Annotated in this window: 14 protein-coding genes and 4 tRNA genes; 2 read left to right on the plus strand and 16 right to left on the minus strand. The window is 34.3% G+C overall.

The features are described 5' to 3' along the window. Positions 1-5: 5 nt before the first annotated feature. The 14 genes from rplL to rpsU all read right to left on the minus strand — a co-directional run bounded on the left by rplL (position 6) and on the right by rpsU (position 6,171). On the minus strand, positions 6-374 hold the full coding sequence (gene rplL / locus ACYSNV_RS11950; protein ID WP_461762777.1) for a 50S ribosomal protein L7/L12: 369 nt from the start codon (positions 372-374) through the stop codon (positions 6-8). Positions 375-464: 90 nt separating this feature from the next. Continuing rightward, positions 465-953: a 50S ribosomal protein L10 gene (gene rplJ, locus ACYSNV_RS11955; RefSeq protein WP_461762778.1), complete on the minus strand. Its 489-nt coding sequence runs from the start codon at positions 951-953 to the stop codon at positions 465-467. 22 nt (positions 954-975) lie between these two features. After that, positions 976-1,665 carry a 50S ribosomal protein L1 gene (gene rplA, locus ACYSNV_RS11960; protein ID WP_461762779.1) on the minus strand — a complete coding sequence of 230 codons (690 nt, stop codon included), beginning with the start codon at positions 1,663-1,665 and terminating at the stop codon, positions 976-978. 18 nt (positions 1,666-1,683) lie between these two features. Further along, positions 1,684-2,121 carry a 50S ribosomal protein L11 gene (rplK, locus tag ACYSNV_RS11965; protein WP_461762780.1) on the minus strand — a complete coding sequence of 146 codons (438 nt, stop codon included), beginning with the start codon at positions 2,119-2,121 and terminating at the stop codon, positions 1,684-1,686. Between the two features lie 55 nt (positions 2,122-2,176). Next, entirely contained in the window at positions 2,177-2,731 is a 555-nt protein-coding gene (gene nusG, locus ACYSNV_RS11970) for a transcription termination/antitermination protein NusG (RefSeq protein ID WP_461762781.1), read from the minus strand. A gap of 12 nt (positions 2,732-2,743) precedes the next feature. Beyond that, a complete protein-coding gene (gene secE, locus ACYSNV_RS11975) occupies positions 2,744-2,941 on the minus strand; it encodes a preprotein translocase subunit SecE (protein ID WP_461762782.1) in 198 nt (65 codons plus the stop codon). Between the two features lie 16 nt (positions 2,942-2,957). Continuing rightward, a tRNA-Trp gene (locus ACYSNV_RS11980) sits at positions 2,958-3,028 on the minus strand. A 48-nt stretch (positions 3,029-3,076) separates the two neighbouring features. Next, on the minus strand, positions 3,077-4,264 hold the full coding sequence (gene tuf / locus ACYSNV_RS11985) for an elongation factor Tu (RefSeq protein ID WP_461762783.1): 1,188 nt from the start codon (positions 4,262-4,264) through the stop codon (positions 3,077-3,079). A gap of 58 nt (positions 4,265-4,322) precedes the next feature. After that, a tRNA-Thr gene (locus ACYSNV_RS11990) sits at positions 4,323-4,394 on the minus strand. A 27-nt stretch (positions 4,395-4,421) separates the two neighbouring features. Then, positions 4,422-4,502, minus strand: a tRNA-Tyr gene (locus ACYSNV_RS11995). Positions 4,503-4,528: 26 nt separating this feature from the next. Beyond that, positions 4,529-4,602, minus strand: a tRNA-Thr gene (locus tag ACYSNV_RS12000). 95 nt (positions 4,603-4,697) lie between these two features. Continuing rightward, positions 4,698-4,997 carry a ribosome hibernation-promoting factor, HPF/YfiA family gene (gene hpf / locus ACYSNV_RS12005; protein WP_461762784.1) on the minus strand — a complete coding sequence of 100 codons (300 nt, stop codon included), beginning with the start codon at positions 4,995-4,997 and terminating at the stop codon, positions 4,698-4,700. 24 nt (positions 4,998-5,021) lie between these two features. Then, on the minus strand, positions 5,022-5,912 hold the full coding sequence (locus tag ACYSNV_RS12010) for a tyrosine-type recombinase/integrase (protein ID WP_461762785.1): 891 nt from the start codon (positions 5,910-5,912) through the stop codon (positions 5,022-5,024). A gap of 64 nt (positions 5,913-5,976) precedes the next feature. Further along, positions 5,977-6,171, minus strand: coding sequence for a 30S ribosomal protein S21 (gene rpsU / locus ACYSNV_RS12015; RefSeq protein ID WP_461762786.1), 195 nt, complete (start codon positions 6,169-6,171; stop codon positions 5,977-5,979). 210 nt (positions 6,172-6,381) lie between these two features. Here rpsU and ACYSNV_RS12020 point away from each other — a divergent pair, with 210 nt between their 5' ends. Beyond that, positions 6,382-7,539: a cation:dicarboxylate symporter family transporter gene (locus ACYSNV_RS12020; protein WP_461762787.1), complete on the plus strand. Its 1,158-nt coding sequence runs from the start codon at positions 6,382-6,384 to the stop codon at positions 7,537-7,539. A gap of 1,477 nt (positions 7,540-9,016) precedes the next feature. Here the strand turns inward: ACYSNV_RS12020 and ACYSNV_RS12025 are convergent. Both ACYSNV_RS12025 and ACYSNV_RS12030 read right to left on the minus strand, forming a co-directional pair. Next, a complete protein-coding gene (locus ACYSNV_RS12025; RefSeq protein ID WP_461762788.1) occupies positions 9,017-10,510 on the minus strand; it encodes a RagB/SusD family nutrient uptake outer membrane protein in 1,494 nt (497 codons plus the stop codon). A gap of 5 nt (positions 10,511-10,515) precedes the next feature. After that, positions 10,516-13,575: a SusC/RagA family TonB-linked outer membrane protein gene (locus ACYSNV_RS12030; protein ID WP_461762789.1), complete on the minus strand. Its 3,060-nt coding sequence runs from the start codon at positions 13,573-13,575 to the stop codon at positions 10,516-10,518. 674 nt (positions 13,576-14,249) lie between these two features. On the opposite strand from ACYSNV_RS12030, the gene ACYSNV_RS12035 reads away from it, so the two are divergent. After that, on the plus strand, positions 14,250-14,418 hold a 169-nt coding region (locus ACYSNV_RS12035), incomplete at its 3' end, for a transposase (protein WP_461761064.1).

Consider the following 14,418-nt stretch of genomic DNA (forward strand, 5'->3'; position numbering starts at 1 on the left):
AATGCTTATTTAAGCTCTACTACAGCTCCAGCTTCTTCTAATGCTTTTTTAAGACCTTCAGCCTCGTCTTTAGAAACACCTTCTTTTACGTTAGTAGGTACAGAATCAACGATATCTTTTGATTCTTTTAATCCTAATCCTGTTAATTCTTTAACAGCTTTAACTACAGCTAATTTAGAAGCTCCAGCTTCTTTTAATACTACAGTGAACTCAGTTTGCTCTTCAGCAGCACCACCTTCAGCTCCACCTGCAACTACTACAGCAGCAGCAGCTGGTTCGATTCCGTATTCGTCTTTTAATATAGTTGCTAATTCGTTAACTTCTTTAACTGTTAAGTTAACTAATTGTTCTGCGAATTGTTTCAAATCTGCCATTTTTCTATCTTTTAATGATTTGTAAAAAAAATATATATTATTAATGTGCGTTCATTCTGAACATTTAAAAACGGTTCTGTCACAAACGGACTATTCTTCGTCTTTAAATTGGTTTTTAAGAGCTGAAATAACTCTTTGAGCTGGAGACTGAAGTAATCCAATGATTTCTCCAATAACCTCTTCTTTAGATTTAATGCTAACTAAAGTCTCTAGTAAGTTTTCACCAACATAAACTTCATCCATGATGAAAGCTCCTTTAATTGCTGGTTTATCACCTTTTTTACTGAATTCTTTAACTATCTTTGCAGGCGCATTAGCTGTTTCTGCAAACATAATAGCACTGCTTCCTTTTAAAGTAGATGGTAACTCCTCGTAGTTTCTATCAGAAGATTCCATTGCTTTTGTAAGCAATGTGTTTTTTACAACCTCCAAAGAAACACCTGCTTTATAACAAGCTTTTCTTAAGTTAGAAGTAACCTCTGCATTCAATCCCGAAATATCAGCGATGTAGATAACATTATTATCAGCTAACTTAGCTTTTAAGTCTTCTATCGCTACTGCTTTTTGTTCTCTAGTCATACTTTTAATTTTTATTTACCAATTATACTGCTTTAGGATCTAAAGCAATAGCAGGGCTCATTGTACTAGATATATGAATAGACTTGATATAAGTACCTTTAGCTGCAGTTGGTTTTAATTTGATTAATGTTTGAATTAATTCAGATGCATTCTCAGCGATTTTCTCAGCATCGAAAGATGCTTTACCGATTGCCGCATGAACAATTCCAGTTTTATCAACTTTAAAATCGATTTTACCAGCCTTTACTTCTTGAACTGCTTTCGCAACGTCCATTGTAACTGTTCCTGTTTTTGGATTAGGCATTAAACCTCTAGGACCTAATATTCTTCCTAATGGACCTAATTTACCCATAACAGCTGGCATAGTGATGATAACATCTACATCAGTCCAACCGTCTTTAATTTTTTGTAAGTACTCGTCTAATCCTACGTAATCAGCTCCAGCAGCTTTAGCTTCCGCCTCTTTATCTGGAGTAACTAATGCTAGAACTCTAACGTCTTTTCCTGTACCGTGAGGTAAAGTTACAACACCACGAACCATTTGGTTAGCTTTACGAGGATCTACTCCTAAACGCACAGCGATATCTACAGATTCATCAAATTTTGCAGTTGCGATTTCTTTAACTAGTGCAGAAGCATCGTTTAAAGAGTACAATCTGTTTTTCTCAATCTTAGCAGCTGATTCTTTTTGCTTTTTCGTTAATTTTGCCATTTCTTCTTTCTTTTACAATTAAAAAGGAGCTGTTCCTGTTACTGATATACCCATAGATCTTGCAGTACCAGCTATCATAGTCATAGCTGCTTCAACCGTAAATGCGTTCAAATCTGGCATTTTATCTTCTGCAATTGCACGAACTTGTTCCCAAGTAACACTAGCAATCTTTTTTCTATTAGGCTCTCCTGATCCAGATTTCGCTTTCGCAGCCTCTAATAATTGAACAGCAGCAGGTGGCGTCTTAACAATAAAGTCAAAAGACTTGTCTTTATACACAGTAATTTGTACTGGTAAAACTTTGCCGGGTTTATCTTGTGTTCTAGCATTAAACTGCTTACAGAACTCCATGATATTAACTCCAGCAGCCCCCAAAGCAGGTCCAACCGGTGGCGAAGGATTCGCAGCACCTCCCTTAACTTGTAGTTTAACTACTTTACTAATTTCTTTTGCCATTTCTTAAAAAATTTAGCACACCTCAATTGGAAGCAAGATGTGTATGTATGTAACATTATAATTTTTCTACTTGAGTAAAATTTAATTCTAACGGAGTTTTTCTTCCGAAAATCTTAACCATAACTTCAAGCTTACGCTTTTCTTCGTTAATATTTTCCACAACTCCATCAAAACCGTTGAAAGGACCGTCTATAACCTTTACGTTCTCTCCCACTTCGTATGGAATGATTCCTGTATCTACTTTCACAGATAGTTCATCCACACGTCCAAGCATACGATTTACTTCAGCCTCTCGTAAAGGAACAGGATCTCCTCCTCTAGTTTCGCCTAAAAATCCTATTACGCCTGTAATTGACTTAATAGCGTGAGGAACTTCTCCTGTCAAGTTTGCTTCTATCATCACATATCCTGGAAAGTAAACACGCTCAGTAGTTTTCTTTTTCCCATTCTTATCGTGAGTAACAAATTTTTCCGTTGGTACTAATACCTGCGATAAGTAATCATCTAAACCTAATCTAGATATTTCAGACTCAATATAAGTTTTCACCTTATTCTCTTGTCCACTTACTGCACGTACTACATACCATTTTTTCACGCTTGTATCAGCCATAATAATTCCTCCTTATGCTTTAGCCCATTTATAGAATACTCCTAAAAACTCACCGAACGCTGAGTCCACACCCCAAGTTGCCAACGAAAAAATAACGGCAAAAATTGCCACTATAATTGTTTTACGTTGAACCTCTGACCATGGTGACCAAGTCATATTAGTTTTTAGTTCTGTAAAAGACTCCGATATATATTTAAAAATCTTTGCCATGTTTATATCTTATTTGCACGGGTGGAGGGATTCGAACCCCCATCAACGGTTTTGGAGACCGCTATTCTACCCTTGAACTACACCCGTATATAAAGTCAGCGCAAGCGCTGACTTTAATTATTCATACTAATAAAATTAGTCTAAAATTTCAGTAACCTGACCAGCTCCTACTGTTCTACCACCTTCACGGATAGCAAAACGTAATCCTACTGATAAAGCGATTGGGTTTAATAATTCAACTGTAATAGTTAAGTTATCACCAGGCATTACCATTTCTACACCTTCTGGTAATTGGATAGTTCCAGTTACGTCAGTTGTACGAACGTAGAATTGAGGACGGTAGTTATTATGGAATGGAGTGTGACGTCCACCTTCTTCTTTTTTAAGGATATAAACCTCAGCTTTGAATTTAGCGTGTGGTTTAACAGATCCTGGCTTAACAATAACCATACCACGACGGATATCGCTCTTATCAATACCTCTTAATAATAAACCTACGTTATCTCCAGCTTCACCACGGTCTAAGATTTTACGGAACATCTCAACTCCTGTAATAGTAGAAGTTAATTTGTCAGCTCCCATACCAATGATTTCTACAGCATCACCTGTATTAGCAATACCAGTCTCGATACGTCCTGTTGCAACAGTACCACGTCCTGTAATTGTAAATACATCTTCTACTGGCATTAAGAATGGTTTTTCTGTATCACGTACTGGCTCTTCAATCCAAGTATCAACAGCTTCCATTAATTCTAACAATTTATCAACCCATTGTTGTTCTCCGTTTAAAGCTCCTAAAGCAGATCCTTGGATAACTGGTCCATTATCTCCATCATATTGGTAGAAAGATAATAAATCTCTGATTTCCATTTCAACTAACTCTAATAACTCTGCGTCGTCAACTAAGTCAACTTTATTCATGAATACAACAATTCTAGGAATACCTACTTGGCGTCCTAAAAGGATGTGCTCACGAGTTTGTGGCATTGGACCATCTGTTGCAGCAACAACAAGAATAGCACCATCCATTTGTGCAGCACCAGTAACCATGTTTTTCACGTAATCCGCGTGACCTGGACAGTCAACGTGTGCATAGTGACGGTTAGCTGTAGCATATTCTACGTGAGAAGTATTAATTGTAATTCCACGTTCTTTTTCTTCTGGAGCGTTATCAATTTGATCGAAAGATCTAGCTTCTGAATATCCAGCATCTGACAATACTTTAGAAATTGCTGCAGTAGTAGTTGTTTTTCCGTGATCCACGTGTCCAATAGTACCGATGTTTAAGTGCGGCTTTGAACGATCGAAAGTTTCCTTTGCCATGATTTAATAATTTAATCTTAGTTATATAATTAGTGTTCAAATATAATAAAAAAACCTGAGCCAATGACGGGATTTGAACCCGTGACCTCTTCCTTACCAAGGAAGCACTCTACCCCTGAGCTACACCGGCTTATTTTATTCTCCTTATATTTAGTAGTGGGGAGAGCAGGATTCGAACCTGCGAAGGTTACCCAACGGATTTACAGTCCGTCCTCGTTGGCCGCTTGAGTATCTCCCCAATATTTTCTTTTGTTTTCTATTTTGAGCCGATGGAGGGACTCGAACCCACGACCTGCTGATTACAAATCAGCTGCTCTAGCCAACTGAGCTACACCGGCTTTTATCTCTCAATAGAAAAAGTCCGCTATTTCTAACGGACTGCAAATGTATATATTTTATTGATTAAAAAAAACAATTTCACTATTTTTTTCAATTAATATGCTTTCATTTTTTCTTTATACTTCATCAACAAACGCTCAATCGCATCAGCTCCTAGATCCGTACTTTCTTCAAAAGTTTTACTAGTCTTCTTAACTACCAGCTCGTCTAAAGGAACCAACATCTTAATTTCTGCGGTCTTATTTTCTTTCTCATTATTATTTTCGAGCTTTAAAAAAACTTCGATGGCAATAACTTTATCATAGAATTTAGCCACTTTTGATAAACGCTCATTAATAAAATCAACCAACTTACGGTCAACATTAAAATTCGTTGCTTGAATGTTTACTTTCATAAATAATGGTTTTTTAATAGTTAATTACTTTTTTAATTTTCTCGGATGAGCTTTCTCATATACCCTTTTTAACTCCTGTAAATTAACCTGAGTATAAATACTGGTTGTAGACAAACTCTCATGCCCCATTAACTCCTTAACAGAATTAATATCCGCACCCTCCTCTATTAAATGACTAGCAAAGGAGTGTCTTAGCATATGAGGACTCTTTTTCTCCTTTGTTGTCACATTACTAAAATAACTATTTATTAACCGATAAACAAACATTTCATTAACTTTATTTCCATCATCCAGAACCACAAAATGAATCTCTGCTTTATCTACAACAAGCGATCTAGCTACTAAATATTCTTCACAAAGACTTATCAACTCATCTATCATGGGAACATAACGAACCTTACTCCCCTTGCCTAATATTCGAATTCGCTTACCAATTAAATCAATATCCGATAACTTAAGCCCTATTAACTCAGATCTACGAATACCCAACAAATAAAACAAATCAACAACCAACAGATCTCTTAGGCCCGCAAAATCATTTCGACTTAAAAGTTGATTTCGCACACTCTCTATTTCTTTACGAGAAAAAGGAATCTGTAGTCTTTTCCCAACCTTTAAGGATCGATGCAATTGCATAGGATTAATGTGAATTTGTCCAATATGTTGCTGAAACTTAAAAAAACTCTTCAAAGAACTCAGCTTACGATTAATTGATCTATTACTATATTCCCTACTTGATAATTCAACAATCCACAATCGTATTAAATCATAATTAACAGTTACTATTTCTACATCTAACTGCTTTACAAACTTAAAAAAGCTAATAATATCAACCTTATAAGCCTGAATTGTCAATACAGAATACTTCTTCTCCTTTAATAAATAGTCTAAAAACTTTTCGATATTTTGTTCCATAAAAAAAACCGTTGCAACAAAGTTAACACTTTATTACAACGGTTAATTTATTTCTCAAAAAATACTAGAATTCAATAGCATCTTTCAAATGCTGAATATACTCAGCTTTTTGCATCTTATCTCTTTTAACAACAGAAGGTTTCGAGAAATATTGACGTGATCTTAACTGACGTAAAGTACCAGTTCTGTCAAATTTTCTTTTATAGCGCTTAAGTGCTCTATCGATATTTTCTCCGTCTTTAATTGGAATGATTAACATGTTTTCATACACCTCCTCTCATTAGTGCGGCAAAAGTACAACATTTTTTTTCGGACGCAACATTTTTTTTAAAAAAAATGACAATCTCCATTAAAGTAATCAATTTATACCATAAATACGGTATTTTTCACCAATTCCCAAATAATACTGCCAACTTTCGATTTATCGAAAAACATTTTTACATATCTTTAAACAAACTAAACAATTATTATGCTAAAGATATTAAACAATACAATAGTTCGACTATTATTAGGTGTACTAATAGGATTGATAATAGGCCCATTACTTAATGAATCAGCTTTGCAAGTAACCCTTTCACTACGCCATATCCTTGGTCAAATCATTCTTTTTCTAGTTCCTTTAATTATATTAGGTTTCGTAATTTCATCAATAACAAAATTAGACCAAGGTTCTGCCAAGATTATAACATTCGCCATTGCTATTGCATATCTTTCCAGTATTGGAGCAGGTTTCTTTAGTGCCTTTCTTGGCTATAACATATTACCTAATTTAGAAATTCACAATGCAGTAGAGAACGCAAAGATTTTACCGACTATGTTATTTCAACTAGACATTCCCCCAATATTTAGTGTAATGACAGCACTTACCTTAGCACTAATGATAGGAATAGGTATTTTATGGATTCAATCTAGAGAACTTGAACGCATTTTCGACCAATTTAAAGATATAGTACTTCTCTTAGTTAATAGGGTACTTATACCTATATTGCCATTATACATATTAGCAAATTTTGCATTATTAAGTTATGAGGGCGCTATACAGTCGCAGTTACCAGTTTTTTTAACAGTAATTCTGATAGTTATTGTAGCTCATTTTTGCTGGCTAGCATTCCTGTATATTTCCGCAGGGCTCTACGCAAAAAAAAATCCTTGGGAAGTCATCCGTCATTATCCTTCTGCTTACCTTACAGCTATAGGAACAATGTCATCGGCGGCAACTTTAGGAGTAGCTTTACAATCTGCCCATAAAAGCAAGATACTAAAGCCAGAGATAACAAATTTTACCATACCATTTTTTTCTAACATACACCTTTGTGGTTCAGTTTTAACAGAAGTCTTTTTTGTGATGACTGTATCTTTAGTTCTATATGGCACCTTACCTACTTTAAGTACTATGATTATATTTATATTCCTTTTAGGGATTTTTGCTATTGGAGCACCAGGAGTACCGGGAGGGACCGTTATGGCTTCTTTAGGTATTATTACATCTGTGCTTGGCTTTGATGATGCTGGTATAGCACTTACACTAACAATATTCGCCCTACAAGATAGCTTTGGCACTGCATGTAATATAGCAGGCGACGGAGCCCTGAGTTTAATGGTTACCAAATATGCTACTAGAAATTAGAAAACACCTTTAAATTCAAACCTCTTGCCTGTGCCACTACACACAATATCCACAAGAACGATATCTCTTCACAACAAGTATTAAAAGTAATAAGTATTGGCAAAAGATAGTTTATGTAAATAAAATTCTTACTTAAGCTAAGCTACCTAGTACCAAATAAACTATATTCTATTTGGTACTTAATTTTTAACATTTAAATAATTGTATAAATTCGAACTTTTTAACTACCTAAAACACCGAAAAAACTATAAACTAGTAAAAAATAGCTAAATAAGAACATTTACACTGTGTTTAATACTTCTTGCATTAGATATAATAATAAAGACTTTAAATCTTCTTTTGAGCCCAATTAGAAAACAAACAAATTTGAGTCCCCAAAAGGTTATATCTGAAAATTATTGCAATTTCATTTTATCCGACCCACAGATTAACGCGACTCTAAAGGATACATATATAGACAAACATCAAATAAAGAACACAGTAACTAAGCTTATCAACACCTACATCAAATCACATTATGAATTTAGAATCTTTTTCTAAAATTACTACAACGGAATAACACCAATCTAATGAATTGACTTTTGACAGGTGAGTAATACCCCTGCAAATCCCCTTACCACGTATTACCTATTCTAGATCTACCTGAATAACCCTAATCCTAGCCTATTAAAATAGTAGCGATTCTAAAATTTATTAAGAAGATTATCAAAACATCCTCAATTAAAGTGAATTTAGTAAATCAAACTACCACTTATAAAACTTTAAAATTATTTAGCTATTTTACAGTACTTTACTCAAATTGCATGAACAACTCAAATAGTTGATTTAAAGACAGAATTCGAAATTTTACGATACAAAGAAGAGTCATCTAAATAATTATTCAAATCAATACTTTTAAAGACCTACCCTGAAAAATTCTCACTTAACAGAGTTATTCCTTTGTAAAATTTCCTTGATGTAAAAAATATTTATGCGATTAGGTACTCTCAAACTCAAATCCAAACATTCTTACACACTATATAAACAACTATATTCTTTTTTTCAACCAAATCCCAAATCATAAAAGTGTCGCTATTAATCTGCTGCAAAATAAAACTTTATTACACAAAATAAGTAATTAACGCTCAACACGTTCACTCATTACATATACAAATATGTCTACATCCACTACTCCTATTATAAGTTAAATTTATCCATAAACAACTCAACTATATAAGGCATATAATAAGTAAGCTATTTTGTTGTTCTTAAAGTAACCTATAGTGACAAACAAATTTGCAAACCCTTATAAAACGTAATATACCGATAATTTTATCCCTACTAAACTAATTGCGCGAACTTAAAAGAAACAAAATTCCCTTGGGAACTAAAAAATAAACTAAACAATTCTATAGTTTTAAATAATACTTAAAAAAAAACTATCTCATCAAAATTTGATGAGATAGTCTAATATTAATTTAAATGAAACTACAGTTTCTTAGTATCCCTCATTTTGAGGTATTTTGGAAACGTTAATTTCTCCCAATGGAATAGGGAAAGCTGTAAAATACGAATCCCATTTAATAATACCATCTTTTGCTGGAATATAAGGATTACTAATAGAAGTTGGGTTAATATAATCTATTTGCCATCTCGCAATATCTTCGAAACCAAAACCTTCAAACATTAACTCTTTGGTACGTTGGTCGCGATAAACCGTTGCTAAATCTCCTGCAGTAAACTGGAAAGGTTGGAAAGAATCACTACTTCCTTCAGCCCTTACCTCGATACGATTACTAACTACTTCATTTAAGTACTCTAAAGCAGTTGCACTTGATCCAATACCAGCTTCCACATTTGCCTCAATATAGTTGAACATAACCTCCTCAATACGGATCATTTTTATGTTTGATGTCATGGCAGTATATTTTCCAACATTACCTAATGCACCATCTCCCATAGTTCCCAAAATATCTTGACGAATATCACGAACCTCCATACCATTTTGAACTTGTTTGAAAAATTCAGAAAACTCGGTAGTTGTATTCCATCTAACTGGACCATAACCTACTCCTTGTGGTGTTATATTATAAATATAAAACAAACTATTAGTCATAAGGTTATCAGTTCCCGATTGAGCAAGTTCAAACAATGAGTTTGCAGCTACTCCTTCTCCTTTATACGTATCTAAAAAGGAACTACGACTAGCAACTTCTACTCCACTTGCTGTTGCCAAATCAATAGATTCTTTAGCAGCTTCTGAAACTATAGTAAATTTAGAGCTATCAAAATGACTAAAGAAAAGCGCAATTCTAGATTTCAATGCCAAGGAAGACGCTAAACTTAAACTCGTTTTTGAAATATTAGCATTGCTTTCTTTTAATAGAGCAACTCCATTGTCTAAATCCGAAAAAATAGCGTCCATGTTTTCTTTAACACTTTGACGAGTAACATTTGTGTCTTTATTAGCGAACTTAGTAACATATGGAATTCCCATAGCTGTTAAGCCCTTTCCTTCAAAATATTGCTGCCCATAAAGTCTCAATAAATCATAATGTGCTAAAGCTCTCAATACGTAAGCTTGACCTCTATACGCTTTAACTGCAGCAGTTTCTTCCAATTCAGCCTCTAGAACTCTATTGGCCTCCGAAATAGTTCTATATATTTGAGCCCACGTATCTGAAGCATAAGCTGCAGTTTCAGTTAAAGTCCCGCCTGAAACGTTACCAAAACGTCCAGATCGGTTATTACTATATGCATAGGCATTTCTCACTTCAGAAAAAATTATTATATCTCTCCCATAATAAGTAGCTGCCTTCATTCGTGCAAAAATCCCATTTACAGCCGCTTTCATAGTTGCCGCATCAGTAATAGGGTCTATCTGATTATCTACACTATTAGTTAGTGTTGGGTCCAATGAACATGAAGTTGCTGTAACAGCACCAACTGCTAAAAAACCCGATAAGAATAAAATTCTAATTACTTTTTTCATCCTTCTTAAAAATTAATGTTTAATGAAAATACAACAGACTTAGTTGTTGGCGATCCCATTTCTATATAACCACTTGATGTCACAGATGGATCTCCTTTTAAGCGACTATCTCTAACCCAAGTAAATAAATTCATACCTGAAACTGATAAATTAAGTCCAGACACACCTAAAGCTTTCGTAACATTTGGTCTGAAAGAATAACCTAAAGTTAACATTCTTAATCTAAGGTGGTCACCCTTATACAAAAATCTTGTACTCAAAGAAGTGTATGCTATATTTCCTCCTTCTGTAATACGTGGTACATCAGTTATATCTCCAGGTTTTTGCCAACGGTCTAATAATTCTGTAGTACCATTACCAAAGTATAAAGAAGTGTTATTCACACTATTTGTATAACTCGCCCATGGATCGTATAAACTATATCCTCCGGCAAATGTAAATAGTGCATCTAAATAAAATCCTTTAAAATCAATGTGAGTATTAAAACCTCCTGAGTATTTTGGTAATGCACTTTCTCCTTGAAAACGTCTTTCAGCTAAATTATAATTTTCAGTCGTAGTCCCGTCCGCTAAATACCACATTGGATTTCCATTATCTGGATTAACTCCAGCATATTCTCTTAAATACCACTCTGAAATAATTTTCCCTTCTAAAGTAGCATTGTAAGAACCTATCGTCTCCAATGGTTTTCCATCAACAATTGGCATTTTCACCATACGGTTACGAACTGTACCTATGTTTCCACCAACTGACCAATTTAAATCAGCTGAACGGATAATATCATAATTTAATTCTGCTTCAAAACCAGAGTTCTTTAAATCTCCAATATTTGTCCATACAGAACTAAATCCTGAAGTCATTGAAAGTGGTTGTGAGTATAACAAATCTGTCGCCTTATTATCGAAGTAAGCGAATCCACCTGTTAAACGATTATCAAAGAAACCATACTCAATTCCAAAATCTAATTTAGTTTGTTTCTCCCATCCTAATGGACCACCAATTTGAGTAGCAATCAAGGCAGATTGACCTCCATATTTACTCGCTCCTAAAAGCTGTTGGTAAACGTTAGTATTAATAGAAGAGTTACCTGTACTTCCGTAAGAGGCTCTTAGCCTTAGTAAGCTAACTGCGGTCGCATCTTCCATAAATTTCTCTTGTGAAATGTTCCATGCACCACCTACAGCCCAGAATGTACCCCATCTGTGATCATCAGAGAATCTAGATGAACCTTCGCGACGTAACGTTAAATCTAGTAGAAAACGATTATCATAACTATAGTTAACCATTCCTAAAAGTCCAATTTGCGCCCAATCTGTAAAGTTAGCAAATGCGCTATAGTTATCTGCTGCAGTACCCAAGCTAGTCATTCCAGGAGGCAATACTTGTCCACTACCATTTAATTCATTTACTTTATTTTTTTGATATTCCATCAAGGCTTTTACATCAAAACGATGAGCCTCACCTAAATAGAATCTGTAATCCAAACTATTTTGCCAAACATAGTTAAATGATTTACGATCAGATTGCGCAGCATAACCTTGGTAACCTACACCATCACCATGGGTTGGATTATAATATGTTTGATAATTTGATAACATATAATCTAGACCTATCGTAGATGTGAATTTTAAGTTATCTAAGATACTATATACTAATGCATTGTTTGATAAAACACGTGTTAAGTCGTTACGGTACGTATTGTGCTTCATCACATATAAAGTATTAACTTCTCCCCCCAAATCACCGATATTATAAGATCCATCTGGATTATAGATATTATACCAAGGAGATAAGAACATTGCCGTTAGGTTAGGGTTACTATAGTAAGCTCCTCCTTCTAACATCGCATTTTGCAGAACATTAGATACGCTAGCTCCAATACGGATTTCTAATTTTTTTGACAAATGTCTATTAAAGTTAAAGCTACCTGTCACACGTCTAAAATCTGCACCTACAGTTGTCCCTTTAAATCTCTCATGTCCAAGTGAAGCAAAAAAGGTTCCTTTCTCATCACCACCAGTTGCAGATAAGTTTAAACTAGACATAGGAGCGTTCTCTTGACGAACTGCTTTATTCCAGTCGTTATTTTGACGCCCTGTTTCAATCCAAGATTCTAATGGATAAGCATCATAAGCTCCTCTATAATTTCCTGCTGTTGTATACCAATCTAAAGTTTGGTCCTTAGAAAAAAGAGTTCCATTAGCACTGTTACTATTATAAATAGCCTCTAACCAAAGCTCCTCTTTTTGTGCTCCGCTTAAATATTTTGGCCCTTTACGAGCAAGATCTTGGAAACCTATAGTACTTCTGAAACTATACTGTGTATCTCCTTGTTTCCCTCTTTTAGTTGTAATTAAAATAACTCCGTTTGATCCCCTAGCTCCATAAGCTGAAGTAGCAGCGGCATCCTTTAATACAGTCATTGATACTATATTCTCAGAATTAATTGTAGACAAAGGAGACAACGAAGTAGCAGCATCACTACCAGAAACGTTATCGTTTGTAATAGGAATACCATCGATAACATACAAAGGTTCATTAGTTGCTGACAAAGAGTTACGTCCACGTATACGAATTTCTTGCATTGCACCCGGTGATCCTGTAGCTGAAGACATACTTAAACCAGCCACGCGCCCAGTCAAAGCCTGATCCACAGAAGCCACTGGTGTACTTGCTATATCAGCCCCCTTCACTTGCACGACATTTCCTGTAATGTCATTCTGAGATTTAGCTTGGCCATAAGCTAAAACCACAACATCATCCAGCACACTGCTTTCTGAATACATTTCAACATTATAAGTAGAAGCTGATCCTACTCTATGTTTTACCGTTTGCATTCCTACAAACGAATAGACAACAATCTGTCCTTCTTGCACACGGATGGAATACTTTCCATCCAAATCGGTTGATGTACCGTATTGAGTCCCCTCAATTACAACCGACACCCCTGGAAGTGGCATACCCTCTTCCAAAACAACCCCCGTAAGAGTTTTCTCTTGAGCAAAAGCTACTTGCGTAAAAACAACAAGTAACAAACTCAAAATCCAATTGTACTTTGATTTCATGTAATTAATGATTAGTTAGTGAAACAAATCTAACAAAATTTTCACATAAATTTAATTAAATCTTAAAATTACGATAACCACAAACGAAAAATAAAATAAATATATGTATATATATTACAAAATATACCCATATAAAACAGTTAATTATGTTAAAAACTTATAATTATATTCAAATAATGAGATATAATTATTTAATTTATTTTAAGAATATAAGACATAGAACATTAAACGCAAACAATTACCAAAAACCCATAAATTTAACAAATACACAAATACTATAAATAAAAACTACTATTCTTGCTAAAAAAATAACCTTATATTGATACATTTGATTATTTACAATGAATAATTAAAAAAGAGAAAACAGGTGATTTTAACAAAAATATTTTATTTTTACACTAAAAATATCCACTATATACCAATAAAAGCAGCACAAATCTTAAACAAAAAATAGATTCGATAAGAATATATCCCCAAAAAAGTCATAAACATATACAATAACATAATAAGCAACACTGTTAAATTATCAAGAAACGAAACATTACAGCATGCCTTAAAACTCCAAAAAAAGGCTCTGGTAATTATATAAAAAAAAAGAGCCCTAATTCTAGGAGCTCTTCTTTCATCTTATAACTGTCACGTCCTGAAATAACGATACACAAAAAACAATCGTTATGACAAATCCTTATGTAAAGCGTACTCAGAAAGATTATACCTTAAGTTTCAAGCTCCAGGTTGTTCAAGAAATAGAACAAGGGCAGTTAAGTTTAGCTCAAGCTAAAACTAAATATGGTATTCAAGGCGACCAAACAGTTAAAAATTGGTTGAAAAAATTTGGTAACT

The sequence above is a fragment of the Myroides sp. LJL119 genome, assembly GCF_054871605.1.